The sequence below is a fragment of the Pseudomonas sp. PS01303 genome, from assembly GCF_029959385.1.
In the GTDB taxonomy this organism is placed as follows: domain Bacteria; phylum Pseudomonadota; class Gammaproteobacteria; order Pseudomonadales; family Pseudomonadaceae; genus Aquipseudomonas; species Aquipseudomonas rustica.
In genome coordinates this window covers 19,288-43,562 of sequence record NZ_JASCPK010000032.1, presented here as the reverse complement: position 1 = coordinate 43,562, position 24,275 = coordinate 19,288, and the positions used below count along the sequence as shown (strand labels likewise).

Sequence of the window (24,275 nt, the reverse complement as noted above, 5' to 3'; positions counted from 1 at the left end):
CTCCTCAGCAGTCCAGTGGGTTGCGTTTTTCCGGGTCGATGCCGAACTTGGTGATGGCTTCAGCCACAACCTTAGGTTCGATATCACCACGGTCAGCCAGTGCTTCCAGGGCTGCCAACACCACGAAATGACGGTCAACTTCGAAGAAATGACGCAGTTTCTTGCGGCTGTCGCTGCGGCCGAAACCGTCGGTGCCGAGGACTTTGAATTCCTTCGACGGTACCCACTGACGGATCTGCTCGGCGAACAGTTTCATGTAGTCGGTAGAGGCGATTACCGGACCTTTACGGCCGTTCAGGCACTCTTCGACGTAGCTCAGCTTAGGCTTCTGGCCCGGCTTCAGACGGTTGCTGCGCTCGACAGCGAGGCCGTCGCGACGCAGTTCGTTGAAGCTGGTAACGCTCCAGACGTCAGCGCCAACGTTGAACTCTTCACGCAGAATCTTCGCCGCTTCACGGACTTCACGCAGGATGGTGCCGGAGCCCATCAGCTGGACGTGGTGCGCCGCATCGCGGGTGTCTTCTTCGAGCAGGTACATGCCTTTCTTGATGCCTTCTTCGGCACCGGCCGGCATGGCTGGCTGCTGGTACGACTCGTTCATCACGGTGATGTAATAGAAGATGTCCTGTTGCTCTTCGGTCATCTTCTTCATGCCGTCCTGAATGATCACCGCCAGCTCGTAGCCGTAGGTTGGATCGTAGGTGCGGCAGTTCGGGATGGTCGCGGCCAGCAGGTGGCTGTGACCGTCTTCGTGTTGCAGACCTTCACCGTTCAGGGTGGTACGGCCGGCGGTGCCGCCGATCAGGAAGCCACGGGTACGGCTGTCGCCAGCGGCCCAGGCCAGGTCACCAATACGCTGGAAGCCGAACATCGAGTAGAAGATGTAGAACGGCAGCATCGGCTGGTTGTGACTGGAGTACGAAGTACCGGCGGCGATGAACGAGCTCATGGCGCCTGCTTCGTTGATGCCTTCTTCAAGGATCTGACCTTTCTGGTCTTCCTTGTAGAACATCACCTGGTCTTTATCGACTGGCTCGTAGAGCTGGCCGACGGACGAGTAGATACCGAGCTGACGGAACATGCCTTCCATACCGAAAGTACGGGCTTCGTCCGGGATGATCGGAACGATGCGCGGGCCGATTTCCTTGTCCTTGACCAGTTGCGCGAGGATCCGCACGAAGGCCATGGTGGTGGAAATTTCACGGTCGCCGGAACCGTCAAGGATGGCCTTGAGGGTGTCCAGATCCGGCGTCGGCACGCTGAAGCTTTGTGCGCGGCGCTGTGGCACGAAACCGCCCAGTGCAGTGCGACGCTCGCTGAGGTAGCGGGCTTCGGCGCTGTTTGGCTCTGGCTTGAAGAACGGCAGGTTCTCCAACTCTTCGTCCTTGACCGGGATGTCGAAACGATCGCGGAACAACTTCAGGCTGTCGACGTCGACTTTCTTGGTGTTGTGCGCAGTGTTTTTCGCTTCGCCGGCACCGGTGCCATAACCTTTGATGGTCTTGGCGAGGATGACGGTTGGTTGTTCTTTGTGGTTGACCGCTTCGTGGTACGCCGCATAGACCTTGTACGGGTCGTGGCCGCCACGGTTGAGTTTCCAGATCTCGTCGTCGGACAGATCAGCAACCATCGCCTTGAGTTCTGGCGTGTTGAAGAAGTGCTCGCGAACGAACGCGCCGTCTTTGGCTTTGTAGTTCTGGTACTCGCCGTCGATGACTTCGTCCATGCGACGTTGCAGGATGCCGTCGACGTCTTTGGCCAGCAGTGGGTCCCAGAAACGGCCCCAGATGACTTTGGTCACGTTCCACTGAGCACCGCGGAACACGCCTTCGAGTTCCTGGATGATCTTGCCGTTGCCGCGAACCGGGCCGTCGAGGCGCTGCAGGTTGCAGTTGATGACGAAGATCAGGTTGTCCAGCTTCTCGCGGCCGGCCAGGGAGATGGCGCCCAGGGATTCCGGCTCGTCGCACTCGCCGTCGCCCAGGAAGCACCAGACTTTCTGTTTGCCCGGCTGGATGAAACCGCGGTGTTCCAGGTACTTCATGAAACGTGCCTGGTAGATCGCTTGAATCGGACCCAGACCCATCGATACGGTCGGGAACTGCCAGAAGTCAGGCATCAGCCAAGGGTGCGGGTAGGACGACAGGCCCTGACCGTCGACTTCCTGGCGGAAGTTGTTCATCTGGTCTTCGGTGATGCGGCCTTCCATGAACGCACGGGCGTAAACGCCTGGCGAGGTGTGGCCCTGGAAGTAGATCAGGTCGCCGCCGTGTTCGTCGGTCGGGGCCTGGAAGAAGTAGTTGAAGCCGATGTCATACAGGGTCGCACTGGAAGCGAAGCTGGAGATGTGACCACCGAGGTCGGAATCTTTCAGGTTCGTACGCATTACCATGGCCATCGCGTTCCAGCGTACCAACGAGCGAATGCGGCGTTCCATGAACAGGTCGCCAGGCATGCGTGCTTCGTGGGTTACCGGGATGGTGTTGCGGTAAGGCGTGGTGATGGCGTAAGGGAGCTGCGAACCGCTGCGGGTTGCCAGTTCACCCATACGGGTCATCAGATAGTGAGCACGGTCTTCGCCTTCTTTGTCGAGAACCGATTCCAGGGCGTCCAGCCATTCCTGGGTTTCGACGGGATCGAGGTCTTGCATGGCTTGCTCCAGGGCGGAAAGGCTTCCAGAATCGGTTGCCTGAGTTTGCGACTGGCCTTGTGGGCAGACGATTTAAAATTCTTGGATTGCCGACAGGTTGTTCCGGCGGCGTGTAGTTTTACTACAAATCTTTGAGCATTTCAGCCTTTCGGATGTATAGACGAGTAGTAAAACTACAGATGAAAGGCTTGTGGCCTCTGACTGCGTTGTGAGAATAATCGTTAAGGTTGGTCGATTACCATCCGTAAAAGGTGAAACTTTGATGCTGGATGCTAAAGAAGAAGAAATTTCAGCTATTTCTAACTTTTGTTCGACAGTCCTTCAGGTAGCGGGTTTTCACCATTCACTACAAGCGGCTGATTACACGCCGATCAAGGATAGACCATGACCCTGCCCGTGCTTGCCGAACTGCCTGCCATCCTCCTGCCGTTGGTCACTCGATCCGAACAGTCGTTCCGTACGGCCGTCGCCGAACTGGAAGACGATCACGGCTTCTCGACCTGGACGCCAGAACGCTGGGCGCAATTCGCCCGCGTCACCGCTGCCAGCGAGTTCGTCATTGAACAGAGCGTTCGTGACCCTTTGATGTTGCTCGCGCTGGTGCAGTCTGGCGAACTCGACCGGCCGTTCGCACCGGGTGAATTGTGTGCGCAGATTTCCGCTGCGGTGAACGCGGCACAGACCGAAGACGAACTCGGTCGCGCCCTGCGTCGTCAACGGGCGCGCCATCAAGTACGGATCATCTGGCGTGACCTTACCCGTCAGGCTGATCTGGTGCAGACCTGCCGCGATCTCTCGGACATGGCCGACGCCACCATCGATCAAGCCTATCAATGGTTGTACAGCCGCCATTGCGAACAATTCGGCACGCCGACCGGCCGCCGCAGCGGTGAGCCGCAGCCCATGGTCATCCTTGGCATGGGCAAGCTCGGCGCGGTCGAGCTGAACCTGTCTTCCGACATCGATTTGATTTTTGCCTACCCCGAGGGCGGCGAAACGGTGGGCGTGAAACGCTCGCTGGATAATCAGGAGTTTTTCATTCGTCTCGGCCAGCGCCTGATCAAGGCGCTGGATCCGATGACCGTCGACGGCTTTGTGTTTCGCGTCGACATGCGCCTGCGCCCGTACGGTTCGTCCGGCGCGCTGGTGCTGAGCTTCAATGCGCTGGAGCAGTATTACCAGGATCAGGGCCGCGACTGGGAACGCTACGCGATGATCAAGGCGCGGGTGGTGGCCGGCGATCAGGTCGCGGGCGCGCAGTTGCTCGACATGCTGCGGCCATTTGTCTATCGGCGTTACCTGGACTTCTCGGCGATCGAAGCGCTGCGCACCATGAAGCAGCTCATCCAGCAGGAAGTGCGGCGCAAGGGCATGGCCGACAATATCAAGCTCGGCTCCGGCGGGATTCGTGAGGTCGAGTTTATTGCTCAGGCCTTTCAGTTGATCCACGGTGGCCGCGACCTGAGTCTGCAACAGCGTCCTCTATTAAAGGTGTTGAGCACGCTGGAAGGGCAGGGTTATCTGCCGCCGGCGGTGATCAGCGAGTTGCGTGAAGGTTACGAATTTCTGCGTTACACCGAGCATGCGATTCAAGCGATTGCCGACCGTCAGACGCAGATGCTGCCGGACGGCGCGCAGGATCAGGCGCGCATTGCTTTCATGCTCGGCTTTACCGATTGGGACGCTTTCCACGAGAAGCTGATGTTCTGGCGCGGCCGCGTCGCCTGGCACTTTGCGCAGGTGATTGCCGATCCCGACGAGGAAGAAGGCACCGAAAGCGAAGTGGTGGTCGGCGGTGAATGGTTGCCGTTGTGGGAAGAGGAGCAGGACGAAGAGGCGGCTTGCCGACAGCTGGAAGAGGGCGGTTTCGCTGATGCCAGCAAAGCCCTGAAGGCACTGGCCGGTTTGCGCGGCAGCCCGCAATTGCGCGCGATGCAGCGATTGGGGCGTGAGCGCCTTGATGCGTTTATTCCGCGCCTGTTGGCGCAAGCGGTTGAGCATGCCAACCCCGATCTGGTGCTTGAGCGCGTATTGCCGCTGGTGGAAGCGGTCGCTCGGCGTTCGGCTTATCTGGTCTTGCTCACGGAAAACCCCGGTGCGCTGCGCCGCTTGCTGACGTTGTGCGCGGCGAGCCCGTGGATTGCTGAGCAGATCACTCGCTTCCCGCTGCTGATGGATGAATTGCTTAACGAAGGGCGTTTGTTCAAGCCGCCCCTGGCACCGGAATTGGCCGCCGAATTGCGCGAGCGGCTGACGCGAATCCCCGAAGACGACCTCGAACAACAAATGGAAGCCCTGCGTCATTTCAAATTGGCGCACCGCTTGCGCGTCGCCGCCTCGGAAATCGCCGGCAGCCTGCCGTTGATGAAGGTCAGCGATTACCTGACCTGGCTCGCTGAGGCGATTCTGGAGCAAGTGCTGGCCCTGGCCTGGCGCCAGACCGTGGCCAAACACGGCACGCCGCTGCGCACCGACGGCACCATGTGCGATCCCGGCTTCATCATTGTCGGTTACGGGAAAGTCGGCGGGCTGGAACTGGGGCATGGTTCCGATCTGGATCTGGTGTTTATCCACGACGGTGATCCACAGGCGGAAACCGACGGCGCCAAGCCGATTGATGGCGCGCAGTTCTTTACCCGACTGGGGCAGCGGATCATTCACTTGCTGACGGCGCAGACCAACTCTGGCCAGTTGTATGAAGTGGATATGCGTCTGCGGCCGTCCGGTGCGTCCGGGCTGTTGGTGAGTTCGCTCGGCGCGTTTGCTCGTTATCAAGAAAATGAAGCGTGGACGTGGGAGCATCAGGCCCTGGTGCGGGCGCGGGTACTGGTCGGCAGTCAGGATGTTGGCAAAGCGTTCGAGAAGGTTCGCGCGCAGGTGTTGGGCAAATCCCGTGATCTGGCGAAGTTGCAACAGGAAGTCAGCGAGATGCGCGCGAAGATGCGCGACAACCTCGGCACCAAGAGCACCGCGGCCGGCACCGCGGCGAATGCCTTCGACGCCACGGCGCCGTTCGACCTCAAGCAGGACGCCGGAGGTATCGTCGATATTGAATTTATGGTGCAATACGCGGCCCTGGCGTGGTCGCACAACCACCCGCCATTGCTGCGCTGGACCGATAACATCCGCATCACGGAAGAGCTGGAACACGAAGGGCTGATGCCTGCCGAAGATGCCAGCCTGTTGCGCGAGGCCTACAAAGCCTACCGCTCCGCCGCCCACCGGCAGGCCTTGCAGAAGGACCCGGGGGTGATTGCAGGCGACCAGTTTGTCGAAGAACGGCGACAGGTGTTGCGGATCTGGAAAGAGATGGGGCTAAGCTGAAACCGCCAATGAAGGCGACGAAATTCAAAAGGTGGGAGAGAGCCTGCTCGCGAAAGCGGAGTGTCAGGCAACATCGATGTTGAATGTGCCGGCCTCTTCGCGAGCAGGCTCACTCCTACAATAGATCTGCGCTGACATGCAGATGTTGGAGTGAGCGCAAAACCTGTGGGAGCGAGCCTGCTCGCGAAGGCGGATTGTCAGGCAACATCGATGTTGAATGTGCCGGCCCCTTCGCGAGCAAGCCCGCTCCCACAATAGATCTGCGGTAAATCGCAGATGTTGGAACGGATGCAAAACCCTGTGGGAGCGAGCCTGCTCGCGAAGGCGGAGTGTCAGGCAGCATCGATGTTGGATGTGCCGGCCCCTTCGCGAGCAAGCCCGCTCCCACAGTGATCTGCGCTGAAATGCAGATGTTGGAACGGACGCAAAACCCTGTAGGAGCGAGCCTGCTCGCAAAGGCGGATTGTCAGGCGACATCGATGTTGGATGTGCTGGCCTCTTCGCGAGCAGGCTCACTCCTACAATAGATTTGCGGTAAATCGCAGATGTTGGAACGGATGCAAAACCCTGTGGGAGCTGGCTTGCCAGCGATAGCGGAGTATCAGACGACAATAATGTTGAATGTGAAGACCCCATCGCGAGCAGGCTCGCTCCCACAGTAGATCTACAGTATTTGTAGAATTCTCGAGGCGGGGAGGCGTAATTGCCTCCCCGGTTCGTTTTTGGAAACCACATGAATATTCTGATCGTTGGGCCCAGTTGGGTCGGTGACATGGTGATGGCGCAGACACTGTTTCAGTGTCTCAAACAACGCCACCCGCAATGCGAAATCGACGTGCTGGCCCCCGAGTGGAGCCGGCCGATCCTTGAGCGCATGCCCGAAGTGCGCCAGGCCTTGAGCTTCCCGCTCGGCCACGGCGCGCTGGAATTGGCGACGCGTCGGCGCATCGGCAAATCCCTGCGCGGTCAGTACGATCAGGCGATCCTGCTGCCCAACTCGCTGAAATCGGCGCTGGTGCCGTTCTTCGCCGGCATCCCGAAACGCACCGGCTGGCGTGGCGAATTCCGTTACGGCTTGCTCAACGACGTGCGCACCCTCGACAAAGAACGCTATCCGCTGATGATCGAGCGTTTCATGGCTTTGGCCTATGAGCCGAACGTCGAGCTGCCGAAACCCTATCCACGCCCAAGCCTGCAAATCGACTCGGTCACCCGCGAAGCCGCGCTGGCCAAGTTCGGCCTGAGCCTTGATCGCCCGGTGTTGGCCCTGTGCCCCGGCGCCGAGTTCGGCGAGTCCAAACGCTGGCCGTCCGAGCATTACGCCAAAGTCGCCGAAGCGCGTATCCGCGAAGGCTGGCAAGTGTGGCTGTTCGGCTCGAAAAACGATCACGCGGTCGGCGAAGACATTCGCGCCCGATTGATCCCGGGCCTGCGCGAAGAATCGGTCAACCTCAGCGGCGGCACCTCGCTGGCCGAGGCCATTGACCTGATGTCCTGCGCCGATTCCGTGGTGTCCAACGACTCCGGCCTGATGCACGTCGCCGCCGCGCTGAACCGTCCATTGGTCGCGGTCTACGGCTCGACCTCGCCGGGCTTCACCCCGCCGTTGGCCGAGCACGTCGAAGTGGTGCGTCTGGGTCTCGATTGCAGCCCATGCTTCGACCGTACCTGCCGCTTCGGCCATTACAACTGCCTGCGCCAGCTGATGCCGGAAGCGGTCAACGATGCCTTGCAAAAATTGCAGGGCTCCGTGGTCGAGGTTCATTAAGTTGCGGGTACTGTTGATCAAGACTTCATCGCTGGGCGACGTGATTCATGCGTTGCCGGCGCTGACTGACGCCGCCAGGGCGATCCCCGGGATCAAATTCGACTGGATCGTTGAAGAAGGCTTCGCCGAGATTCCGACCTGGCACCCGGCCGTCGACAAAGTGATTCCGGTGGCGATCCGCCGCTGGCGCAAAAATATCTGGAAAACCATCACCAGCGGCGAGTGGAAACGCTTCAAACAAAGCGTGCGCGCGAACAAATATGACTTGGTGATCGACGCCCAAGGCTTGCTGAAAAGTGCCTGGCTGACCCGCTACGTCAAAGCGCCGGTGGCCGGACTCGACAAAGGTTCGGCCCGTGAGCCGATGGCCGCGCGTTTTTACGATCGCAAACTGGCCGTGGCCCGTGGGCAACATGCCGTCGAACGCGTGCGCCAACTGTTCGCCATTGCCCTCGGTTACGACCTGCCAAAAGGCTTGGGTGACTACGGCCTCAACGTCGAGCGTCTGGTCGAACTGCCACGCAAAAACGCCTTCGTAGTATTCCTGCACGGCACCACGTGGGACACCAAACACTGGCCGGAAAGCTATTGGCGCGAATTGACTGAGCGCGTCGGTTACCTCGGCGTCGGCATCAAACTGCCGTGGGGCAACCCGCAGGAAAAGGCCCGCGCCGAACGCATCGCCGCCGGTTTCAAACATGCCGAAGTGCTGCCGAAACTCAATCTGGCCGGCGTCGGCAAAGTCCTCGCCGGGGCGCAAGCCTGCGTGGCGGTGGACACCGGCCTCGGCCATTTGGCAGCGGCGCTGGACGTGCCGACCATTTCGCTGTTCGGCCCGACCAATCCGGGCCTGACCGGCGCCTACGGCAAATTGCAGATTCACTTGGCCAGCGACTTCCCGTGCGCGCCGTGCCTGCAAAAGAAATGTACCTATCAACCGACCGCGCAGGATGCCCGTCAGTTTGACCTGAAGCGTGAACAGCCTCTGTGCTTTACGCGTCTGAACCCCGAGCGTGTCGCCAGCCGACTGAGCACGTTGTTAATGGCTGAGGAGCTGCGCTGATGCAATTGGCATTCGTCCTGTACAAATATTTCCCGTTCGGTGGCTTGCAGCGCGACTTCATGCGCATCGCCCTCGAATGTCAGAAACGCGGTCATCAAATTCGCGTCTACACGCTGATCTGGGAAGGCGACGTGCCGCCCGGTTTTGAAGTGCTGGTGGCCCCGGTGAAAGCCTTCTTCAATCATCGTCGCAACGAAAAACTCAGTGCGTGGATGGCAGCGGATCTGGCCAAGCGCCCGGTTGATCGCCTGATCGGCTTCAACAAGATGCCCGGTCTGGACGTTTATTACGCCGCCGACGGCTGCTTCGAAGACAAGGCGCAGAACCTGCGCAATTCGCTGTACCGCCGCTGGGGCCGCTATCGCCACTTCGCCGAATACGAGCGCGCGGTGTTCGCCAAAGATGCGAAGACTGAAGTGCTGATGATTTCCGAAGTGCAGCAGCCGTTGTTCATCAAGCATTACGACACGCCGCTTGAGCGCTTCCACTTGCTGCCACCGGGCATCGCCCAGGATCGCCGCCGTCCAGCGGACGCTGACGAAATTCGCGCCGGTTTCCGCGCCGAATTCAATTTGAAGGATGACGAGCTGCTGCTGGTGCAGATCGGTTCCGGCTTCAAGACCAAGGGCGTTGATCGCAGCCTGAAAGCACTGGCCGCATTGCCCGCCGAACTGAAGAAGCGCACCCGGCTGTTTGTAATCGGCCAGGATGACCCCAAATTATTCCAGATGCAGAGCGCGACGTTGGGTCTGGGCGATAACGTCACGTTCCTCAAAGGGCGCAGCGATATCCCGCGTTTCCTGCTCGGCGCTGATCTGTTGATCCACCCGGCGTACAACGAAAACACCGGTACCGTATTGCTTGAAGCGCTGGTTGCCGGGTTGCCGGTGCTGGTCAGCGCGGTCTGCGGTTACGCCCATTACATCGCCGAGGCCGACGCCGGGCGAGTGCTGGACGAACCGTTCGATCAGGCGCAGTTGACGCAATACCTGACTGACATGTTGAAAGACGACGCTGCACGCGCGGCCTGGAGCCGCAATGGTCTGGCCTTCGCCGAGACGGCCGACCTCTACAGCATGCCGCAACACGCGGCCGATGTGATTCTGGCGGAGCACGCTTAATGAAGTTGATGCTGGCTGAACCGTTCAAAAGCCTTTGGGCCGGACGCGACCCGTTCGCCGAAGTCGAAGGCTTGCAGGGCGAGGTATACCGCGAGCTGGAAGCACGCCGGACACTGCGCACGGAAGTCGACGGCAACGGATTTTTTGTGAAGATCCACCGTGGCATCGGCTGGGGCGAAATCTTCAAAAATCTGCTGACTGCCAAGCTGCCGGTACTCGGCGCGGGTCAGGAGTGGAAGGCTATCCAGCGTTTGCAGGAAGTCGGCGTGCCGACCATGACCGCCGTTGCGTACGGCGAGAAGGGCAGCAACCCGGCGGATCAGCACTCGTTCATCGTCACTGAAGAACTGGCGCCGACCGTCAGTCTCGAAGACTTCAGCATCGACTGGATCAAGCAGCCGCCGGAGCCAACGCTCAAGCGCGCGCTGATCGCCGAAGTCGCGCGCATGACCGGCATGATGCACCGCGCCGGCGTCAACCATCGCGACTGCTACATCTGCCACTTCCTGCTGCACACCGATAAACCGGTGACGGCAGAAGATTTCAAACTCTCGGTGATTGACCTGCACCGTGCTCAGACCCGCGCGAAAATCACCCAGCGCTGGCGCAATAAGGATCTGGCCGCGCTGTACTTTTCCGCGCTGGACATCGGTCTGACTCGCCGCGACAAGCTGCGTTTCCTCAAGGATTATTTCCAGCAACCGCTGCGGCAGATTCTCGCCGAAGAAGCGCCGTTGCTGAGCTGGCTCGAAGGCAAGGCCAACAAGCTCTATGCGCGTAAACAGCGCTACGGGGATGCGCTCTGATGGCGGGCTGGATTCTGGAACCGCAATACAGTGAACTCGCCGAAGATTTTGGCAGCCTCGAAGCGGTGTTCGCCCTGCAAGGCGAACGGCTGACTCGCGATCCGCTGTCGGAAGTCGTCCGGGTCGAGCGCAACGGCGTCAACTATTACGTCAAACGCTACGTCGGCGCCGGTAAAGGCTTGCGCCGTTACCTCGGCAAGCCGCGCGTGAAGATGGAATGGCAGAACCTCAAGCGCTTCGCCAAGTGGGGCATTCCCACCGCCGAAGTGGTGGCCTGGGGTCTGGAGCGACGTGGCGCGGCGTACGACCGTGGCGCGATGATCACCCGCGAACTGCCGCGCACCGAGGATCTCTCGGCGCTGGCTGAGCGCAACGATCCGAAACTCAAGGATCGCGCCTGGGTCGATGGTGTCAGCCGGCAACTGGCCGCTTACACGCGGACCATGCACGATCACCGCTTCACCCATAACGATCTGAAGTGGCGCAACCTGCTGATCGACGATCAGGCGCAGTTGTTTTTGATCGACTGCCCGAACGGCGATTTCTGGCGCGGTTTCTGGCTCAAGTACCGCATCACCAAGGATCTGGCCTGCCTCGACAAGGTCGCCAAATATCACCTGTCGAACACCCAGCGCCTGCGCTTTTATCTGCAATACCGTGGGCGTGATCGCCTGAATGCCGCTGACAAGAAGCGCATTCGCCACGTGGTGAGATTTTTCGAGGGACGCGAATGACTGATTTTCTGGCCGCTGAAGACCGTGCGCTGCTTGAGCGCCATGGCCTCGGCACCTTCGACGCGCTCTGGGCCAAACAGCTTGAAGCGGTGGACGAGCCGAACACCGACGGTGGCGGCTGGAGCAGCGTGTTTCGCCTGGAGCTGGAGGGGCACGCCTACTACCTCAAGCGCCAGAGCAATTACCTGACGCGCACCTTGCACGCGCCGTTCGGTGAGCCGAGTTTTGCCCGCGAATTTCGCAATATCAGCCGTTACAACAAGCTCGGTATCCCGGCGCTGCAAGCGGCGTTCTTCGGCCAGCGCAAGGTCGACGGCGAAGTCCGCGCGATCCTGCTGACCCGCGCCCTCGATGGCTGGGATGATCTCGATTCGTTGTTGCAGCGCTGGTCGGAACTGACCGCCGCGCAGCAATCGGCGATCCTCAAGGCCTGTGGGCAACTGGCGCGGCTGCTGCACGGTCTGCGTCAGGTGCACGGCTGTTTTTACCCGAAACATATTTTTTTGCAGGCCGACGGCGATGAATATCGCGCGCAGTTGATCGATCTGGAGAAAACCCGGCCACTGCTGTGGGGCATGCGCGATCGGGTCAAGGATCTGGAACCGCTGGTGCGCCGCGCGCCGCAATGGAACGAGGCGCAACTGCGCGAGCTGCTTGCGGCCTATGTCGATCAGCCGGTCGACAGTTCGCTGGTCAACGCCTGGGTTACGCGGCTGACCGCGCGGCGCAGTCGCAAGGAGACTCGCTGATGCAGTTGTCCGACCTGAAAAACGCCGGGCGCACGCCGAGTCTGCCGTTGACGATTTCCCTGGCCGATGCCGCCGGGCCTGCCGATTTGCAGTTGCTGAGTCTGCTGCGGGTGCTGCCGGGGCAGCGTTATGTCGGTGCCGGTGTGTGGCGCGGTCGGCCAGTGCTGGCGAAATTGCTGGTCGGCAGCAAAGCGGCGCGGCATTTTCAGCGTGAACTCAATGGCGTGAAGCTGCTGGCGGCACAAGGCCTGACCACGCCGCTGCTGCTTGCCGATGGCTTGAAGGACGGCGAGGGCGGCTGGCTGCTGTTCGAATTCCTCGAAGACGCTGAAAGCCTTGGCGATGCCTGGCAACAGGTCGAGTCGTTGCCGGTGCTGGCGGATGAACAATCGGCGGTGTTGGGCGACGCACTCGGCGCGATTGCGCAGTTGCATAGCAAAGGCCTGTGGCAGGAAGACCTGCACCTCGACAATCTGCTGCGCCATGGCGGCCAGTTGTATCTGATCGACGGTGCCGGCATCTGCGCGGAAACCGCCGGTCAGCCGTTGTCGCGGCAGAAAGTGCTGGAAAATCTCGGGGTGTTTTTCGCCCAGTTGCCCAAGGCGCTGGAGCCGTTTACCGAAGAATTGCTGGTGTATTACCTGCTGAGCAACGGCGAACACGCGTTGCCGCTGGAAGCGTTGCAGAAGCAGATCGACAAAGTGCGCGCCTGGCGTCTGCGCGATTACCTGATCAAGGTCGGTCGCGAGTGCACGCTGTTTGCCGTGCAGCGCGGAGCATTCGCGCTACGTGCTATTCGTCGCGAAGAAGAGGCGGCGATGGTGCCGGTGCTGGAACAGGCCGATGCGCTGCTCGATCAGGGCCATTTGTACAAAACCGGCGGCGCGGCGAGCGTCGGCAAGGTTGAAGTGGCCGGGCGCAAACTGGTGATCAAGCGCTACAACATCAAGAATTTTGCTCATTGGCTCAAACGCTTCTGGCGCCCGAGCCGCGCCTGGCATTCATGGCGTGAAGGTAATCGTCTGGCGTTCCTCGGCATCGCCACGCCGAAGCCGCTGGCCGTGCTGGAAAAACGCTTTCTGTGGCTGCGCAGCCGCGCCTATCTGATCACCGAATACCTGCCAGGCCCGGACATCATCGAGCGCTTTGCGCCGTATGTTGAAAACGGCAACGCGCCGGAATCCGAGTTGCAGGCGCTGGATCAACTGTTCGCCCGCCTGATCGCCGAACGCATCAGTCATGGCGATTTCAAGGGCCATAACCTGTTCTGGCAGGACGATCGCTGGGCGCTGATCGATCTCGACTCAATGTGCCAACACCGCTCCCTCGGCAGCTTCGCCCCGGCCTACGCCCGCGACCGCGCACGGTTCATGCGCAACTGGCCCGAGAGCAGCGCGCTGTATCAAGTGATTGATCAGCGTTTGCCGAAAAGTATTGATCGAGTCTGAGGACTTAAAAGATCGCAGCCTTCGGCAGCTCCTACATTTGGAATGCGATTTCCTGTAGGAGCTGCCGAAGGCTGCGATCTTTTGATCCTCACCGCTGTTCGGCAAATAGCTCTGGGTCATTCCCGCCACGTTTACGCTATAATCCCGCCCTTTAGCTGTCTCTCGCCCGGTGCGAGGGCACTTCAATTTTCAAGGCGCCTTGCGCCTGCATGCAGACTAAAGAGGCTAGACCCCTGTGGCATTGACGATTCTTGGCCTGTCCGGCGCCCTTAGCCATGATCCTTCAGCAGCCTTGTACATCGACGGCAAGTTGGTGGCGGCGGCTGAGGAAGAGCGCTTCGTACGCGATAAGCATGCAAAGAACCGCATGCCCTACGAATCGGCGAAGTTCTGCCTTGAGCAGGCTGGCATCAAGCCGTCCGACGTTGACGTGGTAGCGATTCCGTTCGCACCGATCAGCCTGTTCGGTGAGGCGCGCTGGCACTACGCCAAGCGCTACTGGTATGCACCGGATCGCGCTCTTGACGCGATTCTGATGGGCAACCGCCGCTACAAGCGCTATCGCAACAAGATCGTCTGGTGCCTGGAGCAACTGGGTTTTGATCCGAAAAAGATCAAGATCGAGCCGGTCGAGCACCACCTGGCTCACGCCTCCAGCGCCTACCACTGCTCGGGTTTCCAAGAGAAAACCGCGATCCTCGGCATCGACGGCAAGGGTGAGTACGCCACGACCTTCTTCGGTTACGGCGAAAACGGCAAGATCCACAAGATCAAGGAATTCTTCGATCCGGACTCCCTCGGCGGCCTGTACGGCGCGATCACCGAGTTCCTCGGTTTCGAGATGCTCGACGGCGAGTTCAAGGTCATGGGCATGGCGCCGTACGGCGACGCCAGCAAATATGATTTCTCGCGTCTGGCCTCGTTCGAGAACGGCGAGCTGGTGATCAACACCGACTACGCCAACGTGATCGGCCTGCGTCGCTACAAAGAGAAGGGCAAAGGCTTCTACTTCTCGCCGAAGCTGATCGAATGGCTCGGCCCGAAACGCGAAGGCGACATCGCCGACGAGCCATACATTCACTACGCCGCGAGCATGCAAGCGCTGTTCGAAAAGATCTCGCTGCAGATGATCGACCACTACCTGGGCGACATCCTCAAGGAAACCGGCAAACTCGCGTTCGCCGGCGGCTGTGCGTTGAACGTCAAGCTCAACCAGAAAATCATCGCCCGCGATGACGTTAAAGAATTGTTCGTACAACCTGCGTCCGGCGATGCCGGCACCGCTGTTGGCGCCGCCGCTTACGTGTCGCACGCCCGTGGCGTACCGGTCGAGAAGATGGAACACGTCTACCTCGGCCCGTCGTACAGCAACGAAGACGTGATCGCCGCGTGCGCCCGTCACGAGAACAAGCCGACCTGGCGCAAGCTCGACAACATGCCGGAGCAGATCGCCAAGATCATGGTCGATGGCAACCCGGTGGCCTGGTTCCAGGGCCGCATGGAGTTCGGTCCGCGCGCACTCGGTGGTCGTTCGATCATCGGTTGCCCGAGCATTCCCGGCGTGGCAGACCGCATCAACCACCAGATCAAGTTCCGCGAGCGCTGGAGGCCTTTCTGCCCGTCGATGCTCGACACCGTTGCGCCACAGATGATCAAGATCGATCACCCGGCGCCGTTCATGACCTTCACTTTCGAAGTCGCGGATGAGTGGAAAACCCGTGTGCCGGAAGTCGTCCATGAAGACGGTACGTCCCGTGCCCAGGTGCTCAAGCGCGAATACAACCCGCGCTACTACGACATGATGAAAGCGCTGGAAGTCCTCACCGGCAACGGCGTGTCGCTGAACACCTCGCTCAACCGTCGTGGCGAACCGATGATCTGCTCGCCGACCGACGCGCTGAACATGTTCTTCGGCTCCGATCTGCAGTACCTGATCATGGAAGACATTCTGGTGGTCAAAGAGGGCGCAAACGCTTATGACTCGCTCGGCTGAACGCCATGTGTTGCAGTTCTGTCACGGCTATGACGGGCCGTTCCTCGACTGCGCACGGCAGTACGCCAGCCTGTTCGCGGGCACCGGTTATCGGGTGACCACGGTCTTTCTGACCGGGGCCGCTGATAGCGAGGTGGCCGCAGCGTGTGCCTCCGATGAAGTGTTGTTCATGGAATACAGCTCCAAGGCCATTCGTGGCCTGAAGCTGGGCGCCATCGGCGATCTGCGCAAGATCGCCGCTTCACGCAATTTCAGTTTCTGCATCGCCCATCGTTTCAAGCCGATCTACATCGCCTTGCTCGGCACGTCGCTGCCGGTGATTGGCGTGCATCACGCGTTTGGTGATTACCAACGCCGTACGCGCAAACTGTTCGCGCACATTTTCCGTAAACGTCTGAGCCTGCTCGGTGTGTCCGATGCGGTGCGCGACGACATGCGTCGTTGCCTGCCGAAGTGGCCGCAAGCGCGGATTCAGACGCTGTACAACCGTATCGATCTGCCTGCGCTGCAATTTGCTCAGGTGTCCGCCCGCGAAGCCCGCGAGACCTTGGGGCTGGCGGCGGATGCGTGGATTGTCGGCAACGTTGGTCGACTGCACCCGGACAAGGATCAGGCGACATTGCTGCGAGGTTTCGCCGCCGCGCTGCCGGGGTTGCCCGAGAACAGCCAACTGGTGATTCTCGGCAAGGGCCGTCTGGAACAGGATCTCAAAGAGCTGGCGCTAGAGCTGGGTATCGGCGATCGCGTGCTGTTCCTCGGTCAGGTGCCGGACGCACGCAATTACTTCCGCGCCTTCAATGTTTTCGCGCTGAGCTCCGATCACGAACCGTTCGGCATGGTGCTGCTGGAGGCCATGGCCGCCGGCGTGCCGTTGCTGGCCACCGCATGTGGCGGGGCGAAGGAAGTCGTCGAAGGCGTGGGCATTCTGTTCTCGCTGGGCGATGCCGAGCGTCTAGCCCAAGGCTTGCAACATTTGGCCGGTATGGATGATCAACAGCGCCATCAGTGCGCCGAGATGATGCTCGAACGTCTGCGTGAGCAATTCTCCGACCGTGCGGTGCGCGACACCTTCTGGCGTCTGCCGCAAGTTATCGATCTGGCACCGAGGGGCTGATGCTCAACCGATTCCAAGGCTGGCGCGAACGTGGCTGGTCGCCCGTTGACGCCTCGACCTATGCAACCACCTGGCAGCGCTTCGGCGGCAGTGTCGCCACGCATCCGCTGGTGGTTGAGCGTCTGGCCGATCTGGCCGGCATCCCGGTGCGCTATCTGGCCTGGGAGCAGCAAGGCGAAATCAAAGCGGCGATCCCGACCTGGGGCCGTGATCTCGCGCTGTCCAAGGACGTGCTCAAGCGCAACGGCAAAAAAGGCCTGTTCGACCTCGGCAACGCCGAGCTGATCCTGCCGGCCGCCGTCGATGCCCAAGCCCCGCTGCGCCATCGTGCACGCTACCTGTCGGCGCTCAACGAAAGTCGCTTCAGCGGCATGAAGTTGCAGAACGAGCAACTGGCCATGGCCCGCACCCCGGAAGAATTGTCGAAGAAGTTTCGCTACAACCAGCGCCGCGAATTGCGTCTGTTGGAAGAGGCGGGCGGCGTGGTGCGTCCTGTCAGCGACTTCTCCAGCGTTGAACTGGCGGCGATCTACTGCGATCTGTTTCAGCGCCGCTGGGGTTTCCCCGCTACCGGCGCGGCGCGCATGGCTGATGTGATCGAGCTGTTGCGTGAGTTGCTGATCGGTTCGGTGATCTTCCTCAACGAGGCGCCGATTGCCATTCAATTGGTGTACCGCGTCGAAGCGCCGGAGTGGATCAGCGTCGAATACATCAACGGCGGCGTCGACCCCGAAACCCGCGAATTCAGCCCCGGCAGCGTGTTGAGTTTCCTCAATACGCAAAGCGCCTGGGAACATGCGCGCGCGCTGAACAAGCCGCTGCGCTTTTCCTTCGGTCGCGCCGACCGTGAATACAAGGATCGCTGGTGCAATCCTGTGCCGGTGTTCACCGTATGAGCCCGCCCATGAGCCGCAAACAGCAACTGCTCAAGCGCCACCGGCGCAATAAACGTATCGGCCTGCTGATTGCGTTGATCGTATTGATTGCGATCGGTGTGCTGGTCGCCTGGTGGTTGCCGTTGCTGCTCGCGGTGATCGGCTGGATCGCCCATGAGGCGTGGTTCGCCGATCATTTGTTCTATTCGCCGAAAGACGATTACCAGTACAGCTTTCCACCGTTTACGCCACAGCCGAAAGTACATCTGAACGGCGAGCAATTGCGTCTGGATGACGGCGTGATGGTGATGGATGACGCCACGCTGATTCTCGCGGTGCAGGTAAAAAGCACGTGGCTGGGACGCTTCTTCGATCCGCGCATCGAACTGGTGGGCGGTACAAATCCTGACGCGCAAACCTTCGAGCGCTGCGTCAACGGTCTGCGCTATCTGAACCTCAGCGGTCAGGCGCAAGCCTTGTCGCAAGGTATGCTGCGTTTGCGCGGGCGCTTCTGTCGCGTCTCCGGTGAACCGGTTTTGTGGGCGTTGGAGCAAACCGATTACCGCCGTTCGCGGGTGATGGTGATCGCCCCTCACGCCGACGACGCCGAACTCGCGGCTTACGGATTGTACAGCCAGGCCGATGAAGCCTGGATCGTCACCCTGACCGCCGGCGAAATCGAAGCCGAGCATTATCAGCAGATGGGCCTGAACAAGGTCGAAGCCGCCCGGCTCAAGGGTCGATTGCGCGCCTGGGACAGCCTCGCCGTGCCGCGCTGGGCCGGTGTGCCGGCGGAAAACTGCGTGCAACTCGGTTACTTCTGTCTACAACTGGCAGCGATGCAGGCGGCGCCGAATCAAGCGATGGCTTCACGCGAAGCCGATCTGAGCGATACCCGCCTGTTCCGCCAGTTGAACCCGTTCAGCTTGCCGAGCGATGTCGATGGCGCGCCGACCTGGAACAATCTGCTGGCCGACCTGCGCGAAGTGCTGCTGCGCGCACGTCCGGACGTGATCGTCCTGCCGCATCCGACGCTTGATCCGCATCCTGATCATCTGTGCAGCCAGCAAGCCGTGCTGCAAGTGCTGAACACTCTGGACTGGCAGCCAACCCTGCTCGGGTACGCCAACCATTTGCACGACAATGATCGCTGGCCGATGGGCAATGCCGGTGAGGGCATCGCGCTGCCGCCGGCGTTCGATGGCGCCGCACCGATGCAGCCGCTGTGCCTGCCGCTAACCGTTGAGCAGCAACGCGACAAAGCCATGGCGCTGGGCATGATGCATGACTTGCAGCCACCAGCGCCGTTCAAGCGCCGCTTGCGCCGCGTGATCCAGCGTTTGCTGGCCGGTCGCGCGCCGTCGGTGTATGGCGAAAACGAATTTTTTCGAAAAGCGGTCAGACGCCAGGAATTGCTGTGGCTGCTGAAACCGGGTGAATCAGGCGTCAATCGGGGAGAGTTATGAGTCAACGGTCGAAGGTGCTGCAACTGCAGCCTGACTACAACGTCAAAGCCCATGATTTCGCTGACCTTGCCGAGCAGATCGTCAAGGCGTTGCCGTCGGATCGCTATGAAATCACCGCGGCGTTCCTGCGTGGCAAACCCGCACCCGGTGAGCCGGTCAGCCGCGCCGATCGCTCGGTGTATTTCGAGTTTTCCGACAAATCCCTGAAAGGCATGCGCCTGCGCGCGATGTGGGAACTGTACAAGTTCTGCCGCCGGGAAAAGTTCGACGTCGTCATCTGCAACCGCTTCAAACCGGTGAACATGATGCTCACCCTGAACCGTTGGTTGAAGGTGCCGCTGTGCATTGGCATCTCCCATGGTTTCGGCGAGTACGATCGCTTCTATCGTCGTCGTCAGACTCAACGACTGATCGACCGCCACTGGCGCTTCGTCGGTGTTTCGCCGGCGGTTAAACAGTACTTGCTGGACTGCGATTGCGGTTTCACCGACCAGAACACGTATGCCATCACCAACGCCATCGACATCGAACAGGCCGAAGGTTTGCAGCACAGCCGCGAAAAGGCGCGTGAGCTGCTCGGCATCGACCCGAATGTGCGCCTGATCGGCGCGTTGGGGCGGCTGGTTTCGGTCAAGGGTCACACCTATCTGTTGCAGGCTTTTGCCGCGCTGAAAGACAAATACCCGAACACGCAGTTGGCAATCATCGGTGCCGGGCGCTTGCAAGCACCGCTGGCTGCCGAGATCGAACAACTGGGTTTGAAGGGTCGCGCGCACTTGCTGGGTTTCAAGGAAAACGCGCTGCAATACGTGCGCGCATTTGATATCTGGACGATGCCGTCGCTGGCCGAAGGTTTGGGTCTGGCCTTGCTGGAAGGCATGAGCGGACATTTGCCGGTGATCGCCTCGAACGTGCCAGCGATGGTGCCGCTGATTGAAGGCGCTGGCGGTCTGGCGATTACGCCCAAGGATGTGCCGAGTATTGTCGCGGCGCTGGATCAGTACCTCGCGCTGTCCGACGACGAACTCAAGGCCAAGGGCGAGCAAGCCTACCGCTATCTGCAGGAACAACATGACATCGAGGTGTTCCGTCAGGAGTACCTGAACCTGATCGACTCTGGCCTGGAACAGGCGCGCAAGGAACAGCCATGAGCGAAGCGAACGCCCTCGTCACCGTGATTATCGCCTCGTACAACCACGGGCCGTACATCGAGGAAAGTATCCTCAGTGTGATCAATCAGACCTATAAGAACATCGAATTGCTGGTGGTCGATGACGGCTCGAAGGACGACAGCGTCGAGCGCATCAGTGCCTTGCAGGCACAGTACGGTTTCGATTTCCGTGTGCAGCAGAATCAGGGCCTGACCAATACGCTCAATGGCGCCATCGCGCGGGCCAAGGGTAGCTTGATCGTGCCATTCGGCTCCGACGACATCATGTACCCGGAGCGCATCGCGATTCAGGTGGCGTATATGGACGGCAAGCCAGAGGTCGGGATTTGCGCCGGCAACATCGAGTTGATGGACGCCGACGGCAACCTCTACCCGGAAAAGCGTCAGCGCCGTGATGTGCCGTTCCGTCGTCTGGATTTCGACGACATGTTCCTTGAGCGCAAGCCGTATCCACCAGCACCGACCCTGATGATCCGCCGCGAAGCGCTGGACAAGGTCGGTGGCTTCGACCCGACGATTCGCCTCGAAGACCTCTACATCGAACTGAAGGTGACCCGCGCCGGTTATTTCATCGATGGCTTGAACGTGGTGATGGCGCGCTATCGCAAGCACGCGACCAACTCGTATAAGAATCACCGCTTCATGATCGAAAGCATTCTGCGCATCTATGCGTTGTTCAGCGATCATCCGCTGTACGACGAAGTGCGCTACAAGGCGCTGAATTCGATGTTCCTGAAAACCGCCAACCGCAATCGCAAGCTGGCGTGGGAGCTGCTGAAGCAGATCCCGTTCAAGGCGTGGAACAAGAAGACCTGGCGCGGTCTTGGGCGGTTGCTGTTTTCGCCGCAGGAAAAGGGCTGAAACAGCGGTCGCCCGCGCTTAGCGGGCGACTTTCTCCGAGAGCTGCTTATCGCCTTTCTGCCGCGAGCGAATCCACAGCAGCACCTTCTTGCCGGCGGCCATGCCCGGCAACTCGATGTACAGAAAGCTCAGGCTGCTGATCAGAATCAGCAGGCAGGTGCAGATCGCGATCAGCGGCAGATAGACATCCGCCTCCCGCGCATCCAGATTCAGCAGCAGCGGCAGACGCTGCACCATCAGCCACAACACAAAACCGTGCAGCAGATAGGTGCTGTAGCTGATCTCGCCGAGCCAGCGGATGCTGCGTGGCTTGAGCGCACCGAACAGGCTGTTGCCCGACGCCACGATCACGAAAAACAATGACAGCAGGAACAGCGGCCCGGTCTTGAACGCACGGTTGAACGCGGTGAAGGCAATCACCAGCGCCAACACGGCAATCACGCCCGCCAGACGTGTGCGGCTCCAGGCCACCAGCGCAGGCTTGCGAATCCAGTACGCCGCGGCGATGCCACCGAGAAAACTGGCGAGGAAGTGTTTCTTTAGCGAGTGCTCCCAGCCGACCACTTGATACAGCGCGTAAATGCCGATCAGGCACAGCACCACTTGTATCCAGCTGCCGCGATAGATGAACACCATCCCGGCCAGTGGCAGCGCCAGATAGAAAAACACTTCATAGGCCAGCGTCCAGGTGACGTTGGAAATCAGCATGCCGGTTTGCGGGTATTGGTTGATGTCCGGACGGTCGAAGGTTAGCCACGCCAGAATCTGTTTGAACAGGGCGCTGCCAGGCTCTTTCAGTTCCCAGTTCTGCAAATGGAACACGGTGACGAAGACGATCAACATCAGCGGCAGGTACAGCGGATACAGGCGAAACACCCGCGAAATGCCGAAGGCCAGCCAATCGTGCTGGCGCCCTTGGGTCAACAGACGGTTCCAGAACAGAAACCCGGTGATCATGAAGAACAGCGCGACGCTGCCCTGGCCGATCATCGAATAGAAGTTACTCGGCGGAAAGCCGAACTCGCCGGTGCGCAGAAAGATCCAGGTAATGACGGCGTGGTGCACGAAAACACCAAACGCCAGATAGCCGCGCAGGCCATCGATGCTGGAATAGCGGCTTTCACCGGAATGCTGCAGATGGCGGGCGATTTTCGGCACGACGCGCAGCAATAGCGCGGCGGATACGATGGCCAGCGCATAGGCAGCCAGCGCAATCAGCGGGTTGGTCTCGATCATCAATGAACTCGAGCCGGAGTATTGCCGGCCAGCACTTGCCTGTGCAGATTATCCACCGCAGATTGCGACGCCATAACGGCGTAGCCCTGGAGTAATGCTTCGAAGTGTTCTTCGAACAACCAGCGTTTGTCGACGGTATAGCGCTGCATATGGCGCAAATTTCGCTGGCGCAGGGCCAGACTGAGCGGGCTAGGGTAAACGCGCAGGTCGGCCAGATCAATCAAGCCGAATTCGCCGTCCTCCAGCACCAATACGTTGCCCAAGTGCAGCGAACGGAAATACACGCCTTTCTCATGCATTTGCGCCATGAACTTGCCAAAACGCTCGACCAGCGCCTGACGAACGGCAGGTGCGGTAATACTCTGCAATACCTGACGCAGCGTATGGCCGGGCAGGGGGGCGTAGTGCACGGCGCTGCTGCCATCGTCGAGGCGATAAAGATTGAGCACTTGCGGGGTGGGAATGCCCATAAGGCGCAACTGCTCGCTGTTGACGGCAAAGCGCTCTGAATAGGGATTGAAGCTGCCCGAGGTGTACCAGCGCCGACGGCGGAACAGCTTGAGGAAGCTGCCATCGGTCAGGCGCAGGACTTTCGGGCCGAGGCCGTCTTCTTCGATGACCTGAGCGTCAAGGCTCATCTGCTGCAGGTCAGTCGCAGAGAGTTTTTGCACCGGCAGGGTCAGCAGTCGCCGCGCACGTTGATTGATGCTCAGTGCCGCGATCAGTGCCAACGGGATCCACAGCAGGAACCAGTGTTCCTTGGGGCGGGAAATGATCCCGCCGCCTTCGGTAAGCCCGGCGCCTATGCCAAAGATCAGCAGTGTCGAGGCGACAATCAACAGCGGTTGTACGCGCTGACGCCAACTGCTCAACAAGCTCCAGAGGATAAAAAACAACCAAGGCAACAGGCCAAAAATACCAACGTAATAGAGCACGCCGAGCACGAAACTGTGCGGCTCCTGGAAGTTGACGCCGATGCCGGGATCGACGGAAAGCGTGGCGCTGTAGCCATGACCGATCCAGGGATGCTCGGCAATCATGCGTAGAACCAGTTGCCAGATTTCAAGCCGATACGAATCGCCGCGTTCGAGGATCATTTGCGCAAACAGGACGTAGACGGTCACGCCGCTAAGCGCCAGGCCGGCCAACAAACCGAGCGAACGGCGGTTCCAGCAGATGAAACACAGCCACAGTGCAGCCATGGTCAATGCCACCAACGGCGTTCTGGAGCCGGTGCCAATGACCGCCATGAACATGATTGCCATTGCCGGCACACTCAGCCACATCATCTGGCGGCGTTTGCAGGTCATGGTCACGCTGAGCCAGTAGGCAGCAAAAAAACCGAACAGGTGCGAACTGAGCAGCGGATTGTCGAACGCGCCGCCGCCGATCAGGCGCAGGCCCGGTGCATAAATATGCGCGAACTGGAACAGGAACCAGGTGGTAGCGATCAGTGCCACCAGCGCCGCACCGAACAGCAAAGGTTGCAGAATCTCGCTGCGATATCGCACCAGCAGGTAGCTGCCGGCAAACAACAGAACCGTATGCAGTGGAGGCTTGAACATCCCCGCGAGGCCTTCCTCGCGCGGCCCCCAACTGAGGCTGAGCAACGCCCAAGCGACAAATATCAGCAGTGCAACGAAAATCGGTTCGCGCAGCAACTCCTTGAGTTCGCGCGGGCGCAGGCACAAAGCGATCAATGTCGGAATGCTGAACAAGCCGTAAAACAGCTTGTGATGCAGACTTCGGCCCGGCAAAAAAAACAGCGCGCACAAGAGCAGGAAATAGCCGACGGGAAGGATCCACAGGCTAATGAAGTCGAAGACTCGATTGGACGTACTGCTGAAGCCGCGAAGTTGCATGCTGTGAGATTAATCCTGAAGAAGTTGATCGACC

General features: G+C 60.0%; 18 protein-coding genes. 15 read left to right on the top strand and 3 right to left on the bottom strand.

From position 1 onward, the window contains the following. Positions 1 to 4: 4 nt before the first annotated feature. On the bottom strand, positions 5 to 2,650 hold the full coding sequence (gene aceE / locus QMX93_RS12225) for a pyruvate dehydrogenase (acetyl-transferring), homodimeric type (RefSeq protein WP_008081364.1): 2,646 nt from the start codon (positions 2,648 to 2,650) through the stop codon (positions 5 to 7). 262 nt (positions 2,651 to 2,912) lie between these two features. Here aceE and QMX93_RS12220 point away from each other — a divergent pair, with 262 nt between their 5' ends. The 15 genes from QMX93_RS12220 (at position 2,913) to QMX93_RS12150 (ending at position 21,143) form a co-directional block, all read left to right on the top strand. Then, positions 2,913 to 3,038: a hypothetical protein gene (locus QMX93_RS12220; protein ID WP_276514720.1), complete on the top strand. Its 126-nt coding sequence runs from the start codon at positions 2,913 to 2,915 to the stop codon at positions 3,036 to 3,038. After that, positions 3,035 to 5,974 carry a bifunctional [glutamate--ammonia ligase]-adenylyl-L-tyrosine phosphorylase/[glutamate--ammonia-ligase] adenylyltransferase gene (gene glnE / locus QMX93_RS12215; protein ID WP_282356127.1) on the top strand — a complete coding sequence of 980 codons (2,940 nt, stop codon included), beginning with the start codon at positions 3,035 to 3,037 and terminating at the stop codon, positions 5,972 to 5,974. Before QMX93_RS12220 ends, glnE begins: the two co-directional genes overlap by 4 nt. A 733-nt stretch (positions 5,975 to 6,707) precedes the next feature. Further along, complete coding sequence (gene waaF, locus QMX93_RS12210) at positions 6,708 to 7,742, top strand: lipopolysaccharide heptosyltransferase II (protein ID WP_282356125.1); 1,035 nt, start codon at positions 6,708 to 6,710, stop codon at positions 7,740 to 7,742. 1 nt (position 7,743) lies between these two features. After that, positions 7,744 to 8,805, top strand: a complete 1,062-nt coding sequence (gene waaC / locus QMX93_RS12205; RefSeq protein WP_282356123.1) for a lipopolysaccharide heptosyltransferase I — start codon at positions 7,744 to 7,746, stop codon at positions 8,803 to 8,805. Then, positions 8,805 to 9,926: a glycosyltransferase family 4 protein gene (locus QMX93_RS12200; RefSeq protein ID WP_159811680.1), complete on the top strand. Its 1,122-nt coding sequence runs from the start codon at positions 8,805 to 8,807 to the stop codon at positions 9,924 to 9,926. Before waaC ends, QMX93_RS12200 begins: the two co-directional genes overlap by 1 nt. Then, the gene (gene rfaP, locus QMX93_RS12195; RefSeq protein WP_282356120.1) at positions 9,926 to 10,732 is read left to right on the top strand and encodes a lipopolysaccharide core heptose(I) kinase RfaP; all 807 of its coding nucleotides are present in this window, start codon (positions 9,926 to 9,928) and stop codon (positions 10,730 to 10,732) included. Before QMX93_RS12200 ends, rfaP begins: the two co-directional genes overlap by 1 nt. Further along, positions 10,732 to 11,466 carry a lipopolysaccharide kinase InaA family protein gene (locus tag QMX93_RS12190; protein ID WP_282356118.1) on the top strand — a complete coding sequence of 245 codons (735 nt, stop codon included), beginning with the start codon at positions 10,732 to 10,734 and terminating at the stop codon, positions 11,464 to 11,466. The genes rfaP and QMX93_RS12190 overlap by 1 nt, the downstream gene beginning before the upstream one ends. Then, positions 11,463 to 12,215, top strand: coding sequence for a lipopolysaccharide kinase InaA family protein (locus QMX93_RS12185; protein WP_282356116.1), 753 nt, complete (start codon positions 11,463 to 11,465; stop codon positions 12,213 to 12,215). Before QMX93_RS12190 ends, QMX93_RS12185 begins: the two co-directional genes overlap by 4 nt. Further along, positions 12,215 to 13,663 (top strand): lipopolysaccharide kinase InaA family protein, encoded by a 1,449-nt coding sequence (locus QMX93_RS12180; protein ID WP_282356114.1) that lies wholly within the window; start codon positions 12,215 to 12,217, stop codon positions 13,661 to 13,663. The genes QMX93_RS12185 and QMX93_RS12180 overlap by 1 nt, the downstream gene beginning before the upstream one ends. A gap of 235 nt (positions 13,664 to 13,898) precedes the next feature. After that, a complete protein-coding gene (locus QMX93_RS12175) occupies positions 13,899 to 15,656 on the top strand; it encodes a carbamoyltransferase (protein ID WP_008079282.1) in 1,758 nt (585 codons plus the stop codon). Next, complete coding sequence (locus tag QMX93_RS12170; RefSeq protein ID WP_282356106.1) at positions 15,640 to 16,770, top strand: glycosyltransferase; 1,131 nt, start codon at positions 15,640 to 15,642, stop codon at positions 16,768 to 16,770. The genes QMX93_RS12175 and QMX93_RS12170 overlap by 17 nt, the downstream gene beginning before the upstream one ends. Further along, positions 16,770 to 17,666 carry an antimicrobial resistance protein Mig-14 gene (locus tag QMX93_RS12165; protein ID WP_282356104.1) on the top strand — a complete coding sequence of 299 codons (897 nt, stop codon included), beginning with the start codon at positions 16,770 to 16,772 and terminating at the stop codon, positions 17,664 to 17,666. Before QMX93_RS12170 ends, QMX93_RS12165 begins: the two co-directional genes overlap by 1 nt. 8 nt (positions 17,667 to 17,674) lie before the next feature. Beyond that, entirely contained in the window at positions 17,675 to 19,111 is a 1,437-nt protein-coding gene (locus QMX93_RS12160; RefSeq protein WP_282356102.1) for a PIG-L family deacetylase, read from the top strand. After that, positions 19,108 to 20,262 (top strand): glycosyltransferase family 4 protein, encoded by a 1,155-nt coding sequence (locus QMX93_RS12155; RefSeq protein WP_212549874.1) that lies wholly within the window; start codon positions 19,108 to 19,110, stop codon positions 20,260 to 20,262. The genes QMX93_RS12160 and QMX93_RS12155 overlap by 4 nt, the downstream gene beginning before the upstream one ends. After that, a complete protein-coding gene (locus tag QMX93_RS12150) occupies positions 20,259 to 21,143 on the top strand; it encodes a glycosyltransferase (RefSeq protein ID WP_282356096.1) in 885 nt (294 codons plus the stop codon). Before QMX93_RS12155 ends, QMX93_RS12150 begins: the two co-directional genes overlap by 4 nt. Before the next feature lie 18 nt (positions 21,144 to 21,161). Here QMX93_RS12150 and QMX93_RS12145 read toward each other — a convergent pair whose 3' ends face one another. Together QMX93_RS12145 and QMX93_RS12140 are read right to left on the bottom strand one after the other, a co-directional pair. Beyond that, the gene (locus QMX93_RS12145) at positions 21,162 to 22,379 is read right to left on the bottom strand and encodes an acyltransferase (RefSeq protein WP_282356094.1); all 1,218 of its coding nucleotides are present in this window, start codon (positions 22,377 to 22,379) and stop codon (positions 21,162 to 21,164) included. After that, the gene (locus QMX93_RS12140; RefSeq protein WP_282356092.1) at positions 22,379 to 24,241 is read right to left on the bottom strand and encodes an O-antigen ligase family protein; all 1,863 of its coding nucleotides are present in this window, start codon (positions 24,239 to 24,241) and stop codon (positions 22,379 to 22,381) included. The genes QMX93_RS12145 and QMX93_RS12140 overlap by 1 nt, the downstream gene beginning before the upstream one ends. Positions 24,242 to 24,275 lie beyond the last annotated feature (34 nt).

Coding starts and splice junctions, on each gene's coding strand:
- aceE (WP_008081364.1), bottom strand. CDS start 2,650: ATGCAAGACCTCGATCCCGTCGAAACCCAGGAATGGCTGGACGCCCTG.
- QMX93_RS12220 (WP_276514720.1), top strand. CDS start 2,913: ATGCTGGATGCTAAAGAAGAAGAAATTTCAGCTATTTCTAACTTTTGT.
- glnE (WP_282356127.1), top strand. CDS start 3,035: ATGACCCTGCCCGTGCTTGCCGAACTGCCTGCCATCCTCCTGCCGTTG.
- waaF (WP_282356125.1), top strand. CDS start 6,708: ATGAATATTCTGATCGTTGGGCCCAGTTGGGTCGGTGACATGGTGATG.
- QMX93_RS12200 (WP_159811680.1), top strand. CDS start 8,805: ATGCAATTGGCATTCGTCCTGTACAAATATTTCCCGTTCGGTGGCTTG.
- rfaP (WP_282356120.1), top strand. CDS start 9,926: ATGAAGTTGATGCTGGCTGAACCGTTCAAAAGCCTTTGGGCCGGACGC.
- QMX93_RS12190 (WP_282356118.1), top strand. CDS start 10,732: ATGGCGGGCTGGATTCTGGAACCGCAATACAGTGAACTCGCCGAAGAT.
- QMX93_RS12185 (WP_282356116.1), top strand. CDS start 11,463: ATGACTGATTTTCTGGCCGCTGAAGACCGTGCGCTGCTTGAGCGCCAT.
- QMX93_RS12180 (WP_282356114.1), top strand. CDS start 12,215: ATGCAGTTGTCCGACCTGAAAAACGCCGGGCGCACGCCGAGTCTGCCG.
- QMX93_RS12170 (WP_282356106.1), top strand. CDS start 15,640: ATGACTCGCTCGGCTGAACGCCATGTGTTGCAGTTCTGTCACGGCTAT.
- QMX93_RS12165 (WP_282356104.1), top strand. CDS start 16,770: ATGCTCAACCGATTCCAAGGCTGGCGCGAACGTGGCTGGTCGCCCGTT.
- QMX93_RS12160 (WP_282356102.1), top strand. CDS start 17,675: ATGAGCCGCAAACAGCAACTGCTCAAGCGCCACCGGCGCAATAAACGT.
- QMX93_RS12155 (WP_212549874.1), top strand. CDS start 19,108: ATGAGTCAACGGTCGAAGGTGCTGCAACTGCAGCCTGACTACAACGTC.
- QMX93_RS12150 (WP_282356096.1), top strand. CDS start 20,259: ATGAGCGAAGCGAACGCCCTCGTCACCGTGATTATCGCCTCGTACAAC.
- QMX93_RS12145 (WP_282356094.1), bottom strand. CDS start 22,379: ATGATCGAGACCAACCCGCTGATTGCGCTGGCTGCCTATGCGCTGGCC.
- QMX93_RS12140 (WP_282356092.1), bottom strand. CDS start 24,241: ATGCAACTTCGCGGCTTCAGCAGTACGTCCAATCGAGTCTTCGACTTC.